Below are 21,696 nucleotides of genomic sequence, written 5' to 3'. Positions count from 1 at the left end.
CCTCTAAACATTCTAAAATTTTACGCCGCAACAATAGGGGGGGGGGTACAAGTGTATAGCGGGACAATATTTTCCTCTATATATTCTTTCTTTTCTTCCTTAAAACGATATTTCCACACTTTAGCTGGACTTCCAAAAACAATTGCATAGGGAGGAACATCCTTATTAACAAATGAATTTGCTCCAATTACGGCTCCATTTCCTATGGTTATGCCTTGTTTTATAATAGAACCAGCACCTATCCAAACATCATCTCCCAATAACGTTCGTTTTGAAATGCATCTACCTAACCAAGCAGATGTAGAAATTTCCCAATAAGGATGCTCCATGCCCCCTATTTGAACAGCCGGACCTATCGAACAGTAATTTCCTATATCCACATTATTCAAAACGCAGTTACAAGCAATATAATTATAACGACCAACATTGCAATGATTTGCTAAAACATTCTTTCCAAAATAGGAAGAAATATGAAAGTTAGTCTTTCTAAATGAAAAGGTCATTTTTTTTAATACTGATATACAAAATTTAATAAACTGACGTAACATTTGAGTTATTCCTAATTCTTATTTTGGAATTTAAATATGGCATAAGGCCATACAACATAAGTAATGGATAAGATGTAATCGGATAATAAATCTTCCAAAAGAAAATAAACTGGAAAAGGAAGAGGAAAAAACTCATGTATTTTAATTGAGTATCTTTCTTCTCTCTAAAAAACAAAGTAGTTCTTGAAAAAATATATAAAAAATAAATAATAAATCCTAAAATTCCAAAATACATTAACAATCTAATATAGCCAACATCTGTATAACGGGAAACTAAATTATCAGCAAACTTCCCTTCACCGAAAATTAAAGTTCTTGTTTCTGGAACAAACACAAAATCCCCTTTAGTAAGCTCATATAAACTTCCATGATTCAACCCTTTAGAAGAAAACATTTGAACGAAAATGTCTGTTACCCACCAAATGGTTCTCATATATTTTTCAACATCAAAAAATAAAAAAAATATAACTACAACAATTGCAATCAACAAAATTAAGGAAAACAAAGTTTCTCTTTTTCTTTTACCCTTTGCATTAGGGAAAAATATATAAAACAATCCAGAAACTCCAATTCCCAGGAACATTGTTCGGGCAACCAAGATACCCATAGCACAACAAAATACATAAATAATAAGCCAATGTTTATAATGGTTCTCTTCAGTAAGATATAGATAAACACAAAATATCATTGCTACTGTTAAATCAGCTGTACCCATATCGAACCCAAAAGAGATACCGAACGCACGGTATGCTATTAAATCCTCTAACTTACCATTAATACGATCCCCCATATCTATTATTGTATATGCAGTACGACAAATATCTCTATTAAAGAAAAAAACTGCGACAATAATCATTTGTATAAAGTACACATATACAAATATTTTAAAAAATCTGCGTAATGGTATATTTTTCTTATATAAATAAAATGCAACAAAGTTCGCGGCTAAAATACTTATTGTATTATTTATTACTAAAAGTTTAATTAAAGATAAATCAGTTGAAAGGTTTACCATTAATGTTGCATTTGCATAAAAGAGTAAAAAAGTAAAAAATAATAAATGTAAGTACAATCTCTTAGATATAAAAATATTTCTAAAATTATGACTTAATAAAACAACTGCTAATGCAGCTCCTAACAATCCCAACAGAATATTTGAGGTAAAAACAGGAATAAATCTAATTTTAATATTAAAAACGAGAAGAAAAATTAAAAAGAATGCTTTTATCGAATCTAGAGTTTTTACTTTCATAGCTTAATTTTGACTTTTATTTAAATTAATATACTCAGATAAAAAGAATAAATGATTAACACTGTTATCGTGAGAAGTTTTATTTTTATTGAAAATTTTCTGCTTTTTCATAATATCTTTTATTTTCTTTATTTAAATCTTCGTCAAAATCTCGTTCAGAACAGCCTGTCCATCCGGCAATACACTCTCGTAATACTTTTCCAATACCGCAAAATTCCTATCCGTACAGTATCTTTCTTCCATTTTGCATAACTCAAACAAACTTGTAAGTCGTTCATTCATTCCGGCATTCTGCCCCTGCAATTTAATTGAAGCAAACTGCTTGTGGAATAAAATTGAAAATACACAACAATGGAATGAGTTTGTAATTACATATTGAGCATTATCAATTAAAGAAAGCCATTCAGGAACAGTTGCATAAGTTTTTTCAAACTTGTCAACGACACCGTTTCCTGTAATATAAACAACATCCAATCCTTTTGAAGTGGCAAAATCGTAAACAGATTGGGCATTGAATTTCCCATTATTCAAATAATAAAAGACCAAATATGGTTTTTGCCTTTGAGTTATATTTTCTGATTTATATAAACTTCTATATTCCTCTGCATTTAGTAGAAGCGTTGGATCACATACCCATTTTGAATCATTGCGTCCGCATTTAGCACACAATTCTGTACCCGATTTTTCGCGAACTGTTATAGCGTTAAATCTTTTAAGCATAGGAGTTATTTCTGTTACAAAAGATTCATCCAAATCTTTAATACCCCAGCTTGCAGCATATGACATTCTTTTTGTAGATTCTTTTCCAAAATCCAAGAAGTAAGCATGAAGAGGAAGCTTTGATTGTTCCAGAGTACTTCCCCCGCAACAAGCCGGATTCCATACCTGATCACTTCCTACTATATAGATATCTGCTTCAGGTGGATTTTGTTGCAATTCCGAAAAATTGTTGTATACATGTTCAGACATATTTATATATTTTGAACGGAACTCATCAAAATGACGTGAATGTTCATTATATTCGGCCTTAAGTTTTGCTTTATTTCGCAAATTTATGAAAAATCTTACCAACTTAACCGGATTAAATGCCTTATATATTTTTTTTATTGGATTATTTTTTGGAAAGTCTCCCAACGAATTATACCTAATCAAAAACGCATCATGCCCTGCGTCCCGTAAATATCTTTGCAAAGCATAAGCCTGGAGCTGCTGCCCGTAATTGTCTTCACTCCACCAGAATGTAAGGATTCCTATTTTCATCTAGTGTTTACCGCCTTATACTGAAAAACAAACTCATTATAACCTGTTTATCTGCGTTTCGTTCATCTTTTGAACATTGTAACATTTATCAGTTGTTTTGAAAAATCAAAATCCAAGAAAATCCCGTCAAACAATGATAAAAAACTGTCAGTAAACTACAGTCCCAAATCTGACATAACTTGTCTAGAAAAAATCTTGCGTCCTTGCAGATTCAAGAAAAAACTACCATTGAAAAGCTCTGATTTTGAGAATCTTTCGTCAAACATATAGTCTAAGAATTTCACGCCTTTTATATTCGCCGCATTTACAAAGTCTGTAATCATTTTCTGCCTGAATTCTGGTGTAAATTCCCTTGCTAGGCATGAGGATATTGGTATAGTGACGATGACAGGCCTTAAATTTCTTATCTGACAATAGTCAATCATTTCCGAAAGCATCTTTATTCCAGATTCATAATACAGGGTAAATTTTTCACCCCAGAAATCCTCATAATTTTTTACATCAAACTCCTTTTTCCAATTATTAATCCATAGTTTTGCATCATATTCAAGTTCTGCTTTTTGCATCGTCTGCTCCGCTACATTCAACCTTGTATCTACAGGGACATCATGAAAAATATAAAATATCAATTTAGGATTAAAAATAACAGGAAACCGCATCTTTAAGCGAAATTTATTATAATTTGGAAGTTTCACGATCTGAGAGGAATCAAGAATTCTAGCAAACTTCATATAATAGCCATCAGACCAATATGCGGGTCTTGTTTCAAGGAAATTTGAGATTGAAGAAAATGGCATTATAGGTATAAGGACATACCCCCCCTCTTTTACATAGCTGTGATAATATTTTAGGATTTCAAAATCCATCGGGAATCCCTGCGAGCCTGTCGCCCAGTTCTGCCCCCTCACATTCTCGTAAAAGAAGCCAAACAAAGCCGGATTACTGCCCAGGTTCACCACATCAAAATTTCTTCCTAGATTGTCGCGATAACCTGCATTGCTTATAAAACTCTTTTCAAACAAAAACTGGTTCTTCCAGTGATTTGTCTTTTTATACATTTTATTTGTGACCAACACACATCCTGACACGATGCAAAAAATAGAAAATAAAGCCAGCATCAAAATGCTCAATAAATAGCAGAACGGAATAAGCGCAATTGCACAGCCAATATATAAAACTGACAAAATTTTTAATTTCTTTTTCATATTAATACCCCGGACAGTTTACAGATTCTGGATGATACTTATAGTCAATGTTCAACCCAAATATAAGCTGCATATCTTCTTCACTTAAAGAAAAATCAAAGACATCAACATTTTCTTTAATATGGGAGGGATTATTTGAGCTAAAAATCGGAACCACCCCCTGTTGCACATGCCATCTCATAATTATTTGAGTAATGCTTTTTCCATACTTTTGAGCAAGCTGCTGTAAGACAAGATTCTCACGGACAAACGGAAGCATCGCGCAGTTTGCAGTATAAGCCTCAACTTGAATATTGCGAGTTTTACACATTTCTCTTAATCCAGTTATTGTCCTAAATGGGTGACATTCAACTTGAACAACTTGCGGCATTAATTCTACACCAGCTTGTTCTAATTCCAGCAAATGTCGTTCACGGATATTTGCCATTCCAATAGACTTTACCTTTCCCGATTTATAAATCTTACAGAGCTGTTTCCAATTTTCAATATAAAAATCGGGCAAAGGCCAGTGAAGCATCCAAAGGTCTACATAATCCAGATTCATCGCCTTTAGGGAAATGTCTATTTCCTTTTCCATATCTCTCAACCGTTGCTGCCCATTCCCAACTTTTGTTGTAATAAACAATTCTTCGCGCTTTGCAATATTATTCCTAAAAAGTTCATTAAAAATTTTACCGAGCAATGACTCATTGTTATAATCGCGTCCAGTATCTATTCCTGTCACACCGTTCTTTATGGCATATATCATTCCATCTGACATCTGCTTGAACAACACTTTGTCGGATACATAATTTCCAAAGCGAGAAAAACACTGCCTGTCACAAATCGACGTTCCTAAAATAATTGACGGAATTTCAACCCCGTTATTGAGCATTCGTCTTTGCATGAAACTTACCCCTTATAAAACCAATAATTTTCTTTTGCTTGTTTTTATCAAAGCCCAGACAAAATACGATTACTGCATTCATCAATACAGAAAGACCATAAAATAATAAAAATATAAAGAAGTTTCCAACTATATATTTTGCCAACAAATAATCAAGGGCAAAACAAACAAGGCCGACAACAAAACATCTGAAGTATACTTCCATAAAATATTTAACAAGCTTAAATGTTTTCATCTCCATCTTGAAAATAATCGTTTCCAGTATGTTTGCAGTCACACCCCAAATAAAAAGTGTCAAGAATGCCCATACAGCGGGAAAGTCCAATTTAAAAAGAATATAAGTCACTGGAAGAGGCAAAAGCCCTACCAAACCGGCAATAAGATTAAGCCGCTTTATATGACCGGTCGCATGAATACCATGTATAACGGGGCGAGCAATAATTCTAATCATCAGCATTGTAAGAATTATTTTAGCAAAAATCTCAGTTTGCTCAGGAACATCCTTTAACCATAATTGCAATATGTAATCGAGTTTAAACAGAATCGGAATAAGAAACACTGATAATAAAAAGAAACCAAATTTAGAAGCATCCTCTATTAAATCAATCATCTCATCGTATTTTTTTGCGGCAAAACTTTTTACAATCTGGGGATTTACAGCTGTCATAAAATTATTTGTGAGCTGTGAAACCGCACCTTCCAATTGATATGTTATTGCCCGCGCCGCATTTACGACAGGTCCAAAAAACATATTCAGTAGAATATTTATCCCCTGCCCTTGTGACAGAACACTCAAAGAGCCAATTACATCCCAACCTGAGAACGAAAAAATTTCTTTATAGCGAGTCTTATCTTTACAGAACTGAAACCTGGACTCTGAAAAATATTTTCTGCAATAAAGCCTGTATATTCCTAAAATTATGAATTGAACAAAGAATAAAATGGAACTATAAAAAATCAAGTTGTCTATAGAGCTGTTTAACTGCAATAAGAATATCATAGCCAACCTTAATAAAACTTCCACAATGCTGACATAAGCATAAACATTCATCTTTTCATGCGCTATTATGTCCGCAGCGAAAGGCACTTGCGTTAATTGTAACATCAGCGTCAGAACAGAGAATTGATAGACAATGTTCACCGCAAATCTTCGGCTTTCATCAAAAACCAGCTTGTTGTTTACAAACCAAAGTCCTATGGTTTCTGTCAATAGCAATATTATAAATGCCAAAATCAAATGAGACATGAATGCCACGTTAAAGGTTTCTCTTAATCTTTCTTCATTGCCTATTCCAATGTCATAAGTGATGAATCGTGAAGTTCCAGAACTCAAAGAACCATTCAAGAATGAAAACATTGAAACAACACCGCCAACGACATTATAAAGTCCATAGTCGGCGGCCCCTAATACTTTTAGCACGATTCGGGAGGTATACAAGGCAACTCCCATAATCAGAACCATGCGAAAGTACAACATCAGAGTATTTATTGCAATTCTCTTTTTTTCGATCATAGTATTATCGCTCACATTTTATACAGAACATCCGTATCTACAATTTTTGCAGGATTTCCAGAAACCATTGTATAAGGCGGAACATTCTCTGTAACAAAAGAATTCTCCCCCACAATCGCGCCCTCCCCGATAGTAACTCCTGGCATAATGGTGACATTTGAGCAAATCCAAGCCTTGTCCTCAATCATGACAGGCCTTGAATCTTTATAGAAAGGTCTGTTTATAAAATGCCCACCATTATTGTCCCGAATACAGACATTGCGTCCCATTCCAACATAATTACCAATTTTTATGCTATTCGCACAAATAATCTCGTTGTTTATATTAGACCAGCAGTAGCCCATCTCAAGATGTCCGCCATCGAATACTTCTATGTCAGCACCATAGCCAACAGATACTTTTCCCTTTACATCAACTTTTCCAGAACCTTCAACTATAAACCTTGTTTCCAGATTTGATCCTTTCACCCTTTTCGTTCCGATTATTAAATCACCACCATTGAGATTGATGTTCTTTTTGTTTGCGAAGCGACAAATTGACTTTTTTAGGGGAATAATCAAATTTTTGTCAGAGAAGAAAGTCTTTACAAAACCGTTAAAAACTATCAACCTAAAATACGAAAACACATTAAATTTATAATGTTTAAATAAACCATAATATCGTTTTAGTATTTTCTTTAGCCGTTGTTTACCCGACAAATTTTTCTTATTGTAGATATTAAAAAGTTCTGTGAAGGTATGTTTGTCCAAATTCTCATAAAATTCCTCTCGATTTATTGTTGAGGACGGGATTGAATGTAACAAGGCAACATTACCTGGCAATACTGTCTCAAAAGGTATTTCCTTAATTTTCAAGGAACTTCGACAAGCATTCAAATAATCAAGCCCCTTCTGCGAGTTGACTATAACAACGGAAGTTCCTAAGTCATTGTCAAATTCTTTCTTGAATTCTTTTGTATATACATGGTTATTCTTACCACCCCAGAAATCGCCAATTGTAATATCAGCAATACGGGGAAATCCCTTGAATTTACAGTCATAGCAAGATGGGCGGCAACTTGTTTTTGTGTTCATATAGAAAAACTGGAACGGATTCTCATCATGGGGCTGATAGATATGTCTGCCGTCTTCAAGTATGAAAAGTTGAGTTAATTTTCGCCATCCAAGTTCCTTGCATTTCGCCTTCGTTGCCACAACAGGCGAACCATATTTTTCGCCTACATCTTCAATATATTTCTTAAAGACCTTCGGGGATGGAATACAAAGACAAATCAAATCAACAATAATTAAATTTTCATAATCTTTTCCCAAAAAATTTCTGAGGGCCGCCATCTGGCAAGGCATACCACAAACAAGGACTTTTTTCCCGGAGAGCAAGGCAGCTTTTACGCTCTTATAAAAGCCACTGGCATTACTCTGATAATATTTGGAGCTACGGAGTTTTTCGAGGTCGCTCTTTTTGTCAATAAGAACCTGAGTGGCATTAAAATCTTCATCAGTTATTGCTCCACCAACGAGACCTCCTTCACGGAAAGTTCTATCTGCTAAAGCAGAGAACAATCCGCCAGAAGTACTGTCAAAACGCACATAGAGATTCTTGTTTATACCCGCAAAGCAAGCAGGCTTTTCAAAATTTTCCTGTTTTGCCTTTGGAATGTTTTCTACTGGACAAACCTTGTTGCACAGACCGCAATTTACGCACAGAGACTCATTAATTGAAGGATACCAAAAACCTTCATTATCAGTTTGCAATGTTATTGCAGACTTTGCACAAATATCTACACAGGCACAACACCCCGTGCAGTTCTTCTTGTCCAGAATTTTAATCATGCAAGTTTCCCCTTTATACAATCAGCCATATCTCCGACATTTGAGCATTCCATAATTTCTTTGGAGGTAAGCTTGATGTTAAAATGCTTTTCAATTCCTACAACCAGCTGAATATGAGAAAGTGAATCCCACTCCTCTATGTCTTCTGCAGAAGTGTCTTCCGTCAGCACAATTTCATCATTGTCAAGAACATCAATGAAGATGTCCTGCATCTCTTTTAAGATTTCTGGCTTTTCCATAAATCAGTTCCTCCAAGTTTTATAAAATATTTATGCCTGCATTCACAGGAATAATCACACCATTAAGTTGCGGCGAAGCATCCATTAAATTCATTACAACTTTTGCCACTTCATCTGTTGTCAAGATGTTTTTTAAGGGGTTGCCATCCTTTATCTGATCTTTCACAAAATCATTTGTTTCTTCTGTCAAAGCGGTTTCCATAAAGTCCGGCGCAACAGCATTGCTCGTAATTCCAAGTTTTATATATTCCCTACTCCATGATTTTACAAGCTGGGCAATATATGCCTTTGTTGCAGCATAAACTGAATAACCCATTGGCGGCGTACCTACCAAAGCTGATGTTAAGACAGTAATTATTTTTCCTGATTTTTTCTTTCTAAAGGTTTCAAGGCATTTTTGAGTTATAGAAATAAGAGGCAATATGTTGTTCTGAAATGCCTCTTGAAACTCCGTTATAGAAGTTTTATGAAAATGCTGACCAAGCGTAATTCCAGAATATGCATTGTTCACCAAGACATCGAGATTAAAATCTGGTATTTTATTTAAAAACTCTTTGAGGTTTTTCGAATTTGCAAAATCACAATTCAATGAGATTGAATTTGAATATTGAGAACAAATCGAATCAGCATTTTCTTTATGATTCCTGTATGTAAAATATACAGTGTGGTTCTCTTTTGCCGCCATTTCAACAATAGATTTTCCCAGTCCGGACGACCCGCCTGTTATCAAAATATTCATTCAAAAATCCCTATCTGGACACGACCTTTTGCAACGACTTTGCTTTGTTCATTCAAGAACTTATAAACAAATATGACGACATGAACTCCCTCGTGGATTTCCTCTGTCCGTAAATTCAACACCAACTTGTCATTCAAGAAAACAGGTTTCTTGTATTGTATATCTTGAGTTTGAAGCATCACATCTTTGGTCGGTAATTCCATTCCGATAGCATAAGAAATAAAGGCATTTAGAATATTTCCGTACATTACACATCCAGAAAACCCTTTTTCTTTTGCAAACTTCTCGTCAGTATGAAGCGGGTTCAAATCCTTAGAACACAATTGAAAAGTCTTATAAGTTTCCTCTAAAATTACAAAGGAAATATTTTTTTCAAAATCCTTGAACAAGTCAATTTTTGCCATTTCTATTTCTCCACAATAAAACAAGTTTTGCTTTCATAATTCTCAACATCAAGAATAAATCTCGCTGTTGCAGAATTATCGAGTCTTACAAAACCAAGGTTTGAATAATGTTCTCTCACCATTTCATTTTTTGCAGTCGGTAAATATTCGCCGATTATTTTTTTAAATCCTTTTCCTTTTGCAAGCGAAACTATCTTGTTTAGCGTAAAATTTTCCATACCACGCTTTAATACGCGGCAGCTCATAAGCCATGTATCTATAAAAAGTGTTTCTGCATCTTGTTTTTTTAAGATTACAACAGCAATAAGGCCGTTATCTCCAAATTTATCGCTGAGCGAAAACGCAAGGCAAATGTAGTCGGGATTTTCTGATAATAACTTAATGTCAGAATCAGAATACCTGACGGTTCTAAGATTAAATTGGTTGCTTCTTTGAGATAACTGTGCGACACGAGGAATATTGAACTTGTTAAAGCCTCCAACCGTAGAAATCATGTTCAGTGATTTTAAATAATCATCTTCGTTCTCGAATGTTTTGGAAAATGCAACACGTTCTGCCTGAACCTGATATTGTTTCGTTCGGTCTTTATCGGTGATGCTATATGAAGCCGTCTCAAAAAGATTGAGAGAATATAAGTATTCCAGATAGTAAGCCGGATCTTCAGGCAATTCTGGAACTGTTATTCCGCTAATGTTTTCACGAATGACATTACGTTCAAAAGGATTGTCATCAATAAATACCATAGAATCAAAGCCAATATTCAATATCTTCTGAATCATTCGGATATTATCAACTTTTGACTCCCAGTTTGCCATAAACACAGAAATGTCTTCTAGTTTAAGAACCATATCCGGGTGTTTTAAAAACGGCTCCTTTGCTTTCTGCTCATCATTTTTGCTACAAATGCAAATTATTATTCCCCTGTTTTTAAGTTTCTTTATCCACATTTGGAATTCAACAAATGCTTTCCCGATGCCGAGTCCATGCCCTAACTGAATCCCCTCAATACCATCATCTCCAATGACACCACCCCAAAGCGTATTGTCCAAGTCAAGAATCAAGCATTTCTTAATCTTACCCTGCAAGGAAGCAATGGTTTCCATTACTCTTGATGCCACAATGGGAACAGCATCCAAGGACAAAACCATCTCTGTACTCGTATAAACCGCTGGATTAAACATAAAGTCTCTTCCGACTTTATTTTGTAAAGCTGCTAAATCACAGATATACAAGTTTGAATATTTCTGGGTTAAATTCATTAACTCATAATTCAGTTTCCTCACTTGATACAAAAAAGAAATTGAAAGTTTATTGGCATAGTTTCCGAATACAGAGTCATCTATTTCCGGATAGTTGAAATAGATAACAGGAACTTTAATTACTTCACATATTGATTTTATAAAGTCAATTCGCTCATCTGCCAGATAATCCCAATTCTCGGCCTTCATTAGGCTATATTTTTCACAAAGTTTGTGGGTAGATTGAAAAATGACGACAAACTGAGAATTAAAAGAATTTAAATCACTAGAAGGATTAAATACCTGCTGCTCAATCTGATTATATTCAGCCTCAAACAAATCTATATTATATCCATACTCAACTCCCAGACCTTTGATTGCAGTACTCAGGAATTGAGTTGCGGTGTCACCAAGCAAAGCAACTTTCAATGTTGGCAAGGAGGAATTATCTTTTTTTATATTTTGCTTTAATTCTTTAAAAGTTAGCATTTTAAATCTCCAAACATAACTCTAGGATTTGCTGTAAATTTATTTAAAATAAAAAACGAACTACACTGCATACGCCAATGAAAAAGTTGTTTCTTCGGATGACCCAAGAATGTATTTACGCCAAAGACCAAATTATTCATATCATAAGCTGGTTCATCGCAGTAATTGAATAAGTGCTCTCCAGGTTCTGTATTATGAGTTAATTCATATTCAAGAATATAATTTACTACTTTATTATTTTCTTTAAAAGCACCAATAGTAACCGGAGGAATAAAATTATTCTCATTAAAAGACGAAATCAAATGTTTTACCTGTTCCTCTGCCCAGACAAAACTTCGTTGATAAGGTGGCAGAATTATATTTTTTGTAACAATCAGTTCTATCCAATGAAACAAAGAATATTCGCCATAATAAATTTTTGTTTCCATCTCTCTCCTCCTCTTCCAATACAAGGCTATTTATAGTCTTTTAATCACTTGGATATTCTTTTTGTAGAATCTTTTCCAAAATCCAAGAAGTAAGCATGAAGAGGAAGCTTTGCTTGTTCTAGAGTACTTCCCCCACAACAAGCCGGGTTCCAAACCTGATCACTTCCTACTATATAAATATCTGCATCAGTATTGAGTCAACGCAACGACGAAGATACTTTTCTACATTGTATACAGGAACAATGCATGAGATTTTTGGAGTTTCATCATAATTATCAAACATTAAATATTCTCCATAATTGCTGTTTTTATATTATTTAAATTTCCATTTTGAGGATTAATTTGAACATCTCTATAAATAGAAAACAAAATATCATTTGTTACAAAATCAGGTTCGACATACCAAGTTGGATAAGCACCTTGATTTGGATATCCAACGTTTTTTCCGCCGTTCCATCTAGCTCCAAGACTTTTATCAGAGCCACCGTCATAATTTCCCCAAATATATGAATACCAACCGTTATCATATAAATCAATAACATTTGTCCATTTTTCTGGTCGAACTTGATTTCCATTCATACTTTTACATCTCCTTTTATTTTTTTGCCCCAGCACAATTCTCAAAAATTCTTCCGATTCTTTTTTTTAAATTTTTTGTGATTCATTATCCTGTTCTACTATCATTTACACATCTCCTCTTTTTTCATAACGTTATTTCAAAAATAATACATAGATTTTATATGTTGATTAATATCATTTTATGTTTTTTTTCAGAAATACTATTCCCCTCGCCCTCTCGCCAGCGCAAACTCCGACTGCCTGACAACTTTCTTCCATTATAAAAAACTACTTTTGATTTTCCGGCTTGTTTGGCCTGTTCTATGTGGTTGTCGATATTTTTCTTATAATTGTAAAACTGTGTAAAGTTTCGCTGCATGAATGAAATGCTTCTTTTTGTCAAAACAGTAAAACCTTCGGCGGTGAGCATGTAATGCAGCTTGCGACCGTCTATTGGACTTGAAGAAATTTAATTACTATTCCAAAAGAAGAGAATTATTCCAGAACCACCGTTTACATTCCCCCAATTCTACGCTTTCGCCCTTTCTGGTAAGCATGGCTTCCATACCATCTGCAGCTCTCTCATCTGCAGAACAAGACACCGGATCGAAGTACTTATTTATGGGCCAACCTCGCCCCTCGTAAACAGTTACAACTAATGTAAAAAAGATTATACTATTGTAAAAGAGTGCCGTCAAGTTGTTTACAAAAAAAATGTTCACTATTAAAACATAAGACGCAAGCAAGTGCGTAGCGTCGCATTACCTCTAAAAAGAGTAATCCCCCGAGCGAAAGCGAGAACCCATGCAGCAAAACCACTTTGCAAACGTTCTGATCAAATTGTACATTCTCACTTTGTTGCTAATGTACTTAAAAAGTCATTCCAAAATCTGAAGATTTACTCATTGACTTTTTATGAAAGTAAAAAAATAGCCGCCCAATAGTTTTCGAAGCTTGGACAGCTTATCATACATAGTGGAGAAGACCAAATGTTATGGCACTTCCTTAATTTAATATACCAAATCTATCTTATTCTGTCATTTTGTGACTAGAGCCACATTACCTATTTACTTTGACTGTCATATCGCAAGCATTTCACGTACTTTCTCGGAAGAAATCCATCCCTGCTCTTCTGCTGACTTTCTGCCTTCTTCTAGTTTGGAAATTTTTTTTTCAAGGGCCTGTTCTTTTGGCATTTGTTTATCAAGAACAGTCACTACAACTTCTGAGCCGTTATATTTCTGCAAATCGTCATTTTCAAGCATTACAGTATTTGCACGGATAATCCCTTTCGTTATAAATCATTTAGTTTAAAAGGATTTACTATTTTTACGCCGTCTATAATCTGACCGTCAGTCAAATCTTCTGAATAAACAATCTTGCATCTGCTTGCCTTTGCAGCAGAAATAATCAAAGAATCCCAAAAAGAAAGTTGATACCTTCCACAAATTCGAACAGCTTCCTGAACATTTTTGGGCTTATTGTTATAAATTTTGAATGATTTAATCAATGAAGATAAAAATTCAACTGTTACTTCTGGAGGAAATTTTAATTTTTTAATAACCACATTACTGAACTCCTGCAAAGATTGAGTAGAAATTCTTCCAGTTCCTGAGCGACTTAACTTGCTTAAAATTTTAGCACAAAAGTTCTGTTTTGTAATATCAGCTGCATCAACTGTGTAGCAAAGTATATTTGTATCAATGAAAACTCTATCCACGGTGCATATCTTCCCTTGTCCAGGACTCATGGCAGGTTGCATGAGGTAAAACACGGGAAAACTCTACCATTTTCTGAATTTCATCTGTTAAAAGACCTTTGTCAGAATCAGCAATAGAACGTTTGTACAATTTTGAAACATACCCCATAACCTTTTTTTTCATGGGTAAAGAAAGAGAATCATACATATTATCTAATGCCAGTTCCATAATTTACCTCCACGCATTAAAAGTATACTAAACCTGCCATTATAAGTCTACAATAATCTGAAGATTTACTCATTGACTTTTTATGAAAGTAAAAAAAATAGCCGCCCATTAGTTTTCGACGCTTTGGACGGCTTATAATCCATAGTGGAGATGACCAAATGCTCGGGCATTTCCTTCATTCAATATACCAAATCTATCTTATTCTGTCATTTTGTGACTAGAGCCTTCAAAGTATTTTTCTATCTTCCTGCAAAAGCTGTCAAAACTTTGCCGCAGAACCTTCATTCCAAACATCGCTTCCAAAATCTTTCCAGCCATAATCAGTTACACCTTCTCCTGTAATTACAACTGTCATTTTTAGTCCTTTTTAAGCAGAGCATCAATTATCTGACTTTCACTCATATTTAATAAAACTTCACCGGGATAAAAGTCTTCAAGCTTATTTTTCATGGCATCTGTTTCAAATAATTTTTCACAAACTACCCAACCATTATCTTTATTTCTGTAAATATAAGAAATACTTTCCGGCGGAACATAATCAACAAAAACTGTACTGTGGGTCGTAACAAACATTTGTTTATTATATTTGACTGAATAATTCAAAAGCCATTCCATAAGGAGTTTTGCTTTTTGAGTATTTATGCCATTCTCTATTTCATCCAGCAAAATAAAGCCCTGTGAACTTTCTACTTCTGCCAAAGAAGCAAAGGCTATAAGCCTTAAATCTCCGTCACTAATGTCTTTTGAATCAAATTTTATATTCTTTCCGCCGTAATTTTCTGTCGTAACAATTGTAGTCCAGCCCGGCTGTCCTGATGTTTTTGTGTCTACTTCCTTTATTGTATTTGTAAGAATGTTAACCCGTTTGTTTAAATCTGCCTTTTGAGTTTCGGAAAGTCCTTTTATAAAGGAAGTTAAAAATCTTCCTTTTTCACCAATCATTTCCGCTGTTCCACGTCCACTTTTTCTCATTTCATCAGGATTAAGCAAGTCATATGAATATGAGTAATCTAAAAATCTTTTAACAGATGCAAGTTCAGGAAAGTCATTATTGTCTGTATCTATAAGTTTAAGAATTGATGAAGTGTAATTAAATACAGTAATGTTTTCCGTCTCTCCACTTTTTTTAAGTCTGTATGCTTCTTTTGAAGCAAATTTAAAGCGCAGATAATCTTTTCCAGAATCGTATACATCTGGATTATCCTCTACCCACTCTTCTGTCAACTCTAGGATATTTTTACCACTGTTTGGAGTAAGATAAAGTCCCCATCGGAGTTTTTTATTTTTCCCGTCTACATCCAAACTAAAATCGGTTACAAACTTAATCTTTTTTTTTGTACTAAGTTTTGATCTGATATTTTCCACCTTAAGCTGTCTTCTGCTTAGAACACTGGAAAAATCTTCATGCGTCACTGATGATAAAAAACTTAAAATCTGCAGAAGCGTACTTTTCCCAGCACCATTATTTCCTACAATAATATTTACGGGAGAAAAGTATATGTCAGCTTCATTAAAAGCCTTAAAATTATCAATATAAATGTGTTCAATCATGTTTTTCTCTTAGAATACTCAAAAATATCAGTTTATTCAATATCCATATTAAGGCGGTTGCAAGTGCGTAGCGTCGCATTACCTCTAAAAAGAGTAATCCCCCGAGTGTAAGCGAGAACCCATGCAGCAAAACCACTTTGCAAACTTATTAAAATATGTTATATTTAATATATAGGAAATGCCTGAACAGGCGGTTATCTCCCATACTCAATCGGTTTTTACCGAAATTTGATTTTGGGAGGCTTGTCTATGACTATAGAAGTAGTTATTTCACTGGTAACCTGCGTTGCCACAATAATTACCACAGTTATAGCAATACTCACCTACCTTAAAAAGTAAAGAGTAAAAAAATAGCCGCCCATTAGTTTTCGAAGCTTGGACGGCTTATCGTACATAGTGGAGATGACCAAATGCTCGGGCATTTCCTTCATTCAATATACCAAATCTGTTTTATTCTGTCAATTTTGTACTTAACACTGCACAAAAAACTATTTTCAAGTATTCAGATACATTTCCACAAAATTCTTTGCGGTAATTATTTGAATACCTTCAAATGTATGCAACTCAAGTAAATCTTTATCGCCACTAACAATATAAAGGGAATCAGAATCTTTGGCACACGAGAGAAACTTGTTGTCATCCAGATCCCGGCAAACATCAGTTGTTGTAACAGGTTCAATCAAATCAAGACTATTGATAAAAGGAACCAGCAAATCTTTACGAAGATGACCTTGTTTTCGTACAATCATCTCGTCAACGATTTCCTGATATTCATCAATAATTTCTGTTGTGGCAGAGGCATCCAAATCATGTGATACTACAGATTCAAGAATTTTCCTTGGATTACCTCCAAAGAAAGTTCCGGATATAACCACATTAGTGTCAATTACTATTTTCACGCTTTGCCAGCCTTACAGATTTGATAATATCACTGATATCTTCTTCTTTATAACCGACAGATTCAGCCCAATCTTTGGCTTCGTCCAGGCGTACCTTAAAATCCTGAACAGTCGGAACCTTTACGACCTTAAGCATTATTACTCCATCGTCAGAAGCAAAGGCTGCAAGTTTATCACCATCTGTAATACCAATAGTTCTTCTCATTTTGACTGGAAGTACAATCTGGCCTTTTGATGAAACTGTTAAAACCTCTACACCCATATCAACCTCCAAAAGTAAGAATTTCTTACTTAAGAATAACACGATTCATATTACTTTTCAATGGTTTTTACTTTAAAATACCATAGTCTTTCCCTTAAGATTCCAGTTGCCGTTGCGCTCCAAAAATATTACTATTAAATCATGGGTGAGCGCAATTTAAAAACACAGGCAATTATTCTGAGCGTTACGGCGCAGGGTGAAAACAACCGCAGTGTGCGCGCGCTTTCACCTGACCTGGGTATTTTTTATGCAACACTTTACGGCGGCCCAAAAAGCAGACTGCGCGCAATGGTTCAGCCCTTTTACAGCGGAACAATGTACATCTACAACGATGAGGCGCGGCATTCAAAAAAGATTACCGACTTTGACGCAAAAAACTGCCATCTTTCTTTAAGAACAAGCCTTTACAAACTCTGGGCCGTAAACCTTGCATGCGAACTAGCAATAACAACAAAATGCGCCGGAGACCCGTTCCAGACATTCCGCCTTCTTACAGCATTTGCAGACGGAACAGACGCAAGTGACGAAGACGGTGCGCGGCTTGGAACAATACGCTTTTTGTGGCGCTACCTGGGACTTCTTGGAGTACAGCCACCCCTTCACGAATGCGCTTCATGCGGTGCAAATCTTCTTGCAAAAAATGCACTCTCCTATTATTCCCCCGAACTTTCTTCCTTTACATGCAAAGACTGTACTTCCCATGCAGAATCAAAAACAATTTATGCAGACGGCGATGCACTCACCTATCTTGCAGCAGTAAATGAACTTGCCCCAGGAAAAGTTCGGCAGATTAAAATAAAAGAAGAAAGCCTTTACCAGATGAAGCGCCTTGTCTTCTATCTTATAGAAAAAGCCTCCGGAACAAAACTGCGTACACTCGAAACAGGTGCCGGTATCTTGTAGAAATACATTTATTATAGAAAACAACGGCATAATGTGCTATAATAAAGTCTTCAAATTAAGTCTTATAAAAAAACAGGAGGTTACGGGTCATGAGAGCTGCTGACATTATCATAAAAAAAAGAGGAAACCCCACTCCGCAACCCCTTACAAAAGAAGAAATTCAATTTATGGTAGACGGTTATGTTGCAAAGACAATTCCCGACTACCAGATGTCTGCCTTTCTTATGGCAATATATTTTAACGGAATGTCTTTTGAAGAAACTGCTGCCCTTACCGACTGCATGCTTCATTCAGGAGAAATTATAAACCTTCACGGAAAGGAAAACCTTGGTTTAAAAGGACCTTTTGTAGACAAACATTCAACCGGCGGTGTAGGAGACAAAATAAGTATTCCGCTTGCGCCAATTGCAGCATGTCTTGGAGTACAGATTCCCATGATGAGCGGCCGGGGTTTGGGACACACAGGCGGCACTTTGGACAAGCTGGAGTCAATTACCGGTTACAAAGTTGCCCTTTCGCCACAAGAGTTTGAACAGCTCATTGCACAGAACGGTTACGCCATGACTGGCCAGACACAGAAAATTGTTCCGGCTGACCGTCTTATGTATGCGCTCAGGGACGTGACCGGTACCGTAGAAAGCATTCCTTTGATTACAGCAAGCATTCTTTCAAAAAAAGTCGCAGAAGGAAGTGACGCTCTTGTTTTTGATGTAAAATATGGTTCGGGTGCATTCATGAAAACACCGGCCGCAGCAGAAAATCTTGCCACATCCCTTGTAAAAACCGCGCAGGCTATGGGCAAAAAAGCCGTGGCGCTTCTTACAGACATGGAAACCCCGCTTGGTCTAAAAACCGGCAACTACCTCGAAATCGAAGAGTCGCTTGAATGCCTTCAGGGTAACGGGCCAAAAGACGTAATGGAACTTACATACGCTCTTGCTTCACGCATGGCACTTCTTGCAGGCAAAGTCGCTTCTATAGAAGAAGGACTTGAACTTTGCAAACAAGCAGTAAATTCCGGCCGTGCACTTGAAAAATTCCTTAAAAACGTAGATGACCAGGGCGGTGACAGCAAAAAACTTCTTGAACAGCAGGGTAAACGCCGTTCTCCTTTCCACGCACAGCTTAATGCAGAAAGTGACGGTTACCTTAAAATAGACGCTTACAAAACGGGAATTGCATGCATTAATCTTGGCGTCGGAAGAAACAAAACTTCTGACAAGGTAGATGCCGACTCTGGAATAATTCTTTCAAAAGTTCAGGGTGAAGCCGTTAAAGCGGGTCAAAAAATTATGGACGTTTACGCAAAGGATGAAAAATCCCTTGAAGAAGGCGTTGCAGCCCTTAAAAAAGCCGTTTCATATTCAAAAACAACAATTACACAAAACAAATTGATATTAAAGGAAATAAAATAGTGTCTGAATGGTTCAAAAAACAAATTTCAAAAACTCAGGTAGAATCTGTTTCTAAAAAATATTCACTTGACCCCATCACTGCAAGCATAATGGTCAGAAGGGGAATAACGAGCGGCAGCGATATTCTCTATTATATAGAAGACGATTTGCGGTTTCAGCACAGTCCCTTTATGTTTGCCGCCATGGAAGATGCCGTAGACAGAATTCTTGACGCAAAGGAAGAAAACGAAAAGGTGCTTATCTTTGGAGACAGAGACGTAGACGGCGTTACTTCTACTACTGTTTTGTACGACTGTCTTTCTTCTATGGGAATTGATGTTTCGTACAAACTGCCGGGCGGCGATGATGCTTACGGACTTTCAATACAGGCTGTAGAAGAATTTGCGGCAAATTACGGTTCGCTCATTATTACCGTGGACTGCGGAATCTCGAACAACGCAGAAATTGCAAAAGCTGCAGAACTTGGACTGGACGTAATTGTTGTTGACCATCACAATGCTCCAGAGACACTGCCCTCACCGGCCATAATCATTGATCCAAAGACAGAAAATTCAGGCTACCCGTTCCCCGACATTTCGGGCTGCGCGGTTGTATATAAACTTGTAAGCGCAATCCGCTTTAGCCAAAGCAGTTGGTACAAGCAGGACGTAACCCTTCTTAACGTAAATAAAGAAAATTCTGCCGTAGAATGCGTCAAAGTGCGCAATCTTGTTCCGGTAAGCCGCCTTACACAAACCATTGACCAAAACACGGCTTCTCTTTCTGACACAAATCTTCCTTCCTATTTGCAGGGGCAGCTTCTTCTGGCATGGGATGCAAAAACTTTGTCACAGGATTTGCAGTCTCTTTTTGGTGACGGTGCGCAGTTCAACCTGGTAGACATAAGGGAAGAGGCGGCTAAACTTTTTCCAAAATTTGCGTCAATGACACTTACCCAGCTTAAGGGCATGTCAAAAATGGCAAAGTACGGCGACCACGAGCCAACAGAAATAGGCGGTTTTTACAATATTTTTGTAACATGGGTACAGAAGTCGCTTGCAAAAGACTTTCCTTCCTTTGCAAAGGCCGAAGAAAAAGATCTGCAGCTTGTGGCACTGGCGGCTCTTGCAGACATTATGCCTATGAAAAACGAAAACAGAATCTTCGTAAAAAACGGCCTCAAGTCAATCAATTCGGGAAGAATAAGACCGGGTCTGCGTGAACTTATGGCAGAACTCAATCTTACCGGCAAACGCATTAATTCAATTGACTTAAGCTGGGTTGTTGTAGCACACCTTAACGCAGCAGGAAGACTTGGCCAGCCGGAACTTGCGGCAAAACTTTTTATTACAGACAGTCAGAATGAACGCCTCGAAACCGCAAAACAGATTATTGAACTTAACGCAGAACGCAAGCAGCTTTGTGTAGACGCGTGGAACTATGCCGGCATTCAGGCAAAAGCGTCAATCCCACTTCACAGCAACAAACTTTGTGTCGTAATAGATGAAAGAATAAACAGGGGCGTAAGCGGAATTCTTGCAGGACGTCTTGTTTCTACATACAATGTTCCTGCCATGACCGTTACTATTGTAGACGGAATTGCAATCGGTTCAATGAGAAGCTGCCGAGATTATGATGTAACGCAGTTTCTTAACAAAATGGACGATCTATTTATAAATCACGGCGGGCACAATTTTGCAGCAGGATTCAGCTTTAAAAGGGAACGGCTTGCAGAATTCGAAGAAAGAATAAAAACCCTTTCTTCAGAAATTAAACTCGGTGACACAAAAGATACTGGCGGCGACATAGATGCAGAAATTCCGGCCCAATACCTTACACCTGCCCTTCTTGATATTTCTGACAGATTCGAGCCGTACGGTGAAGAAAACCCTCAGCTGCTTTTTATGGCAAAAAACATAAGGGTTGCTTCGGGCCAGCGCATGGGAAAAGGCGAAAAAATGCATCTGAAAATTACAGTCGACTGCGGCAAATACAAATGGCCGTGCATCTTCTGGAACGAAGGCGAGCGGCTTGGAAGGGACTTTAACGTTGGCGACAGGGTTGACTTTATTTTTAGGGTCGAACGCAATGTGTTCAACAGAATAGAAACTCCGCAGATAAATCTTGTGGATATTAAAAAAAGTGACAATCTCTAAAATGAATAAACCGGG

Annotated in this window: 24 protein-coding genes; 3 read left to right on the top strand and 21 right to left on the bottom strand. The window is 36.4% G+C overall.

The genetic code is table 11. The features are described from left to right. Positions 1 to 20 precede the first annotated feature (20 nt). The 21 genes from IWA51_RS06015 to IWA51_RS05925 form a co-directional block, all read right to left on the bottom strand. Positions 21 to 548 carry a CatB-related O-acetyltransferase gene (locus tag IWA51_RS06015; RefSeq protein WP_198443587.1) on the bottom strand — a complete coding sequence of 176 codons (528 nt, stop codon included), beginning with the start codon at positions 546 to 548 and terminating at the stop codon, positions 21 to 23. After that, entirely contained in the window at positions 529 to 1,800 is a 1,272-nt protein-coding gene (locus tag IWA51_RS06010; protein WP_198443586.1) for a hypothetical protein, read from the bottom strand. Before IWA51_RS06010 ends, IWA51_RS06015 begins: the two co-directional genes overlap by 20 nt. A gap of 132 nt (positions 1,801 to 1,932) precedes the next feature. Further along, a complete protein-coding gene (locus tag IWA51_RS06005) occupies positions 1,933 to 3,060 on the bottom strand; it encodes a polysaccharide pyruvyl transferase family protein (RefSeq protein WP_198443585.1) in 1,128 nt (375 codons plus the stop codon). Positions 3,061 to 3,215: 155 nt separating this feature from the next. Continuing rightward, positions 3,216 to 4,265 (bottom strand): hypothetical protein, encoded by a 1,050-nt coding sequence (locus tag IWA51_RS06000; RefSeq protein ID WP_198443584.1) that lies wholly within the window; start codon positions 4,263 to 4,265, stop codon positions 3,216 to 3,218. Between the two features lies 1 nt (position 4,266). After that, positions 4,267 to 5,151, bottom strand: a complete 885-nt coding sequence (locus IWA51_RS05995; RefSeq protein ID WP_198443583.1) for an aldo/keto reductase family protein — start codon at positions 5,149 to 5,151, stop codon at positions 4,267 to 4,269. Beyond that, the gene (locus IWA51_RS05990; RefSeq protein WP_198443582.1) at positions 5,129 to 6,664 is read right to left on the bottom strand and encodes an MATE family efflux transporter; all 1,536 of its coding nucleotides are present in this window, start codon (positions 6,662 to 6,664) and stop codon (positions 5,129 to 5,131) included. Before IWA51_RS05990 ends, IWA51_RS05995 begins: the two co-directional genes overlap by 23 nt. Positions 6,665 to 6,675: 11 nt before the next feature. After that, positions 6,676 to 8,493, bottom strand: coding sequence for a Coenzyme F420 hydrogenase/dehydrogenase, beta subunit C-terminal domain (locus IWA51_RS05985; RefSeq protein WP_198443581.1), 1,818 nt, complete (start codon positions 8,491 to 8,493; stop codon positions 6,676 to 6,678). Beyond that, the gene (locus IWA51_RS05980; RefSeq protein WP_198443580.1) at positions 8,490 to 8,732 is read right to left on the bottom strand and encodes an acyl carrier protein; all 243 of its coding nucleotides are present in this window, start codon (positions 8,730 to 8,732) and stop codon (positions 8,490 to 8,492) included. The genes IWA51_RS05985 and IWA51_RS05980 overlap by 4 nt, the downstream gene beginning before the upstream one ends. A 19-nt stretch (positions 8,733 to 8,751) precedes the next feature. After that, positions 8,752 to 9,471: an SDR family NAD(P)-dependent oxidoreductase gene (locus tag IWA51_RS05975; RefSeq protein WP_198443579.1), complete on the bottom strand. Its 720-nt coding sequence runs from the start codon at positions 9,469 to 9,471 to the stop codon at positions 8,752 to 8,754. After that, positions 9,468 to 9,875: a MaoC/PaaZ C-terminal domain-containing protein gene (locus IWA51_RS05970; RefSeq protein WP_198443578.1), complete on the bottom strand. Its 408-nt coding sequence runs from the start codon at positions 9,873 to 9,875 to the stop codon at positions 9,468 to 9,470. Before IWA51_RS05970 ends, IWA51_RS05975 begins: the two co-directional genes overlap by 4 nt. A 2-nt stretch (positions 9,876 to 9,877) precedes the next feature. Continuing rightward, positions 9,878 to 11,602 carry an HAD-IIIC family phosphatase gene (locus IWA51_RS05965; protein ID WP_198443577.1) on the bottom strand — a complete coding sequence of 575 codons (1,725 nt, stop codon included), beginning with the start codon at positions 11,600 to 11,602 and terminating at the stop codon, positions 9,878 to 9,880. Next, positions 11,596 to 12,030 (bottom strand): DUF262 domain-containing protein, encoded by a 435-nt coding sequence (locus IWA51_RS05960; RefSeq protein WP_198443576.1) that lies wholly within the window; start codon positions 12,028 to 12,030, stop codon positions 11,596 to 11,598. Before IWA51_RS05960 ends, IWA51_RS05965 begins: the two co-directional genes overlap by 7 nt. 169 nt (positions 12,031 to 12,199) lie before the next feature. After that, the gene (locus IWA51_RS12845; protein WP_329601795.1) at positions 12,200 to 12,313 is read right to left on the bottom strand and encodes a glycosyltransferase; all 114 of its coding nucleotides are present in this window, start codon (positions 12,311 to 12,313) and stop codon (positions 12,200 to 12,202) included. Next, entirely contained in the window at positions 12,313 to 12,609 is a 297-nt protein-coding gene (locus IWA51_RS05955; protein WP_198443575.1) for a hypothetical protein, read from the bottom strand. Before IWA51_RS05955 ends, IWA51_RS12845 begins: the two co-directional genes overlap by 1 nt. A 455-nt stretch (positions 12,610 to 13,064) precedes the next feature. After that, positions 13,065 to 13,190, bottom strand: a complete 126-nt coding sequence (locus IWA51_RS12785; RefSeq protein WP_268969608.1) for a hypothetical protein — start codon at positions 13,188 to 13,190, stop codon at positions 13,065 to 13,067. Between the two features lie 477 nt (positions 13,191 to 13,667). Continuing rightward, positions 13,668 to 13,853: a hypothetical protein gene (locus IWA51_RS05950; RefSeq protein ID WP_198443574.1), complete on the bottom strand. Its 186-nt coding sequence runs from the start codon at positions 13,851 to 13,853 to the stop codon at positions 13,668 to 13,670. A 29-nt stretch (positions 13,854 to 13,882) separates the two neighbouring features. Beyond that, positions 13,883 to 14,308 (bottom strand): PIN domain-containing protein, encoded by a 426-nt coding sequence (locus tag IWA51_RS05945; protein WP_198443573.1) that lies wholly within the window; start codon positions 14,306 to 14,308, stop codon positions 13,883 to 13,885. Then, positions 14,301 to 14,516, bottom strand: a complete 216-nt coding sequence (locus IWA51_RS05940; RefSeq protein WP_198443572.1) for a hypothetical protein — start codon at positions 14,514 to 14,516, stop codon at positions 14,301 to 14,303. Before IWA51_RS05940 ends, IWA51_RS05945 begins: the two co-directional genes overlap by 8 nt. Before the next feature lie 357 nt (positions 14,517 to 14,873). Then, complete coding sequence (locus IWA51_RS05935; RefSeq protein WP_198443571.1) at positions 14,874 to 16,067, bottom strand: AAA family ATPase; 1,194 nt, start codon at positions 16,065 to 16,067, stop codon at positions 14,874 to 14,876. Positions 16,068 to 16,561: 494 nt separating this feature from the next. After that, positions 16,562 to 16,966: a putative toxin-antitoxin system toxin component, PIN family gene (locus tag IWA51_RS05930; RefSeq protein WP_177527945.1), complete on the bottom strand. Its 405-nt coding sequence runs from the start codon at positions 16,964 to 16,966 to the stop codon at positions 16,562 to 16,564. Then, positions 16,950 to 17,228 (bottom strand): AbrB/MazE/SpoVT family DNA-binding domain-containing protein, encoded by a 279-nt coding sequence (locus tag IWA51_RS05925; protein ID WP_177527944.1) that lies wholly within the window; start codon positions 17,226 to 17,228, stop codon positions 16,950 to 16,952. Before IWA51_RS05925 ends, IWA51_RS05930 begins: the two co-directional genes overlap by 17 nt. 141 nt (positions 17,229 to 17,369) lie before the next feature. On the opposite strand from IWA51_RS05925, the gene recO reads away from it, so the two are divergent. The 3 genes from recO (at position 17,370) to recJ (ending at position 21,681) form a co-directional block, all read left to right on the top strand. Then, positions 17,370 to 18,131: a DNA repair protein RecO gene (recO, locus tag IWA51_RS05920; protein WP_198443570.1), complete on the top strand. Its 762-nt coding sequence runs from the start codon at positions 17,370 to 17,372 to the stop codon at positions 18,129 to 18,131. A gap of 89 nt (positions 18,132 to 18,220) precedes the next feature. Continuing rightward, entirely contained in the window at positions 18,221 to 19,546 is a 1,326-nt protein-coding gene (locus IWA51_RS05915; RefSeq protein WP_198443569.1) for a thymidine phosphorylase, read from the top strand. Next, positions 19,546 to 21,681: a single-stranded-DNA-specific exonuclease RecJ gene (gene recJ, locus IWA51_RS05910; protein WP_198443568.1), complete on the top strand. Its 2,136-nt coding sequence runs from the start codon at positions 19,546 to 19,548 to the stop codon at positions 21,679 to 21,681. The genes IWA51_RS05915 and recJ overlap by 1 nt, the downstream gene beginning before the upstream one ends. Positions 21,682 to 21,696 lie beyond the last annotated feature (15 nt).

Source organism: Treponema peruense (genome assembly GCF_016117655.1).
GTDB lineage: Bacteria > Spirochaetota > Spirochaetia > Treponematales > Treponemataceae > Treponema_D > Treponema_D peruense.
Note: the sequence above shows the minus strand (reverse complement) of the source record. Positions and strands in the feature narration are given on the sequence as shown.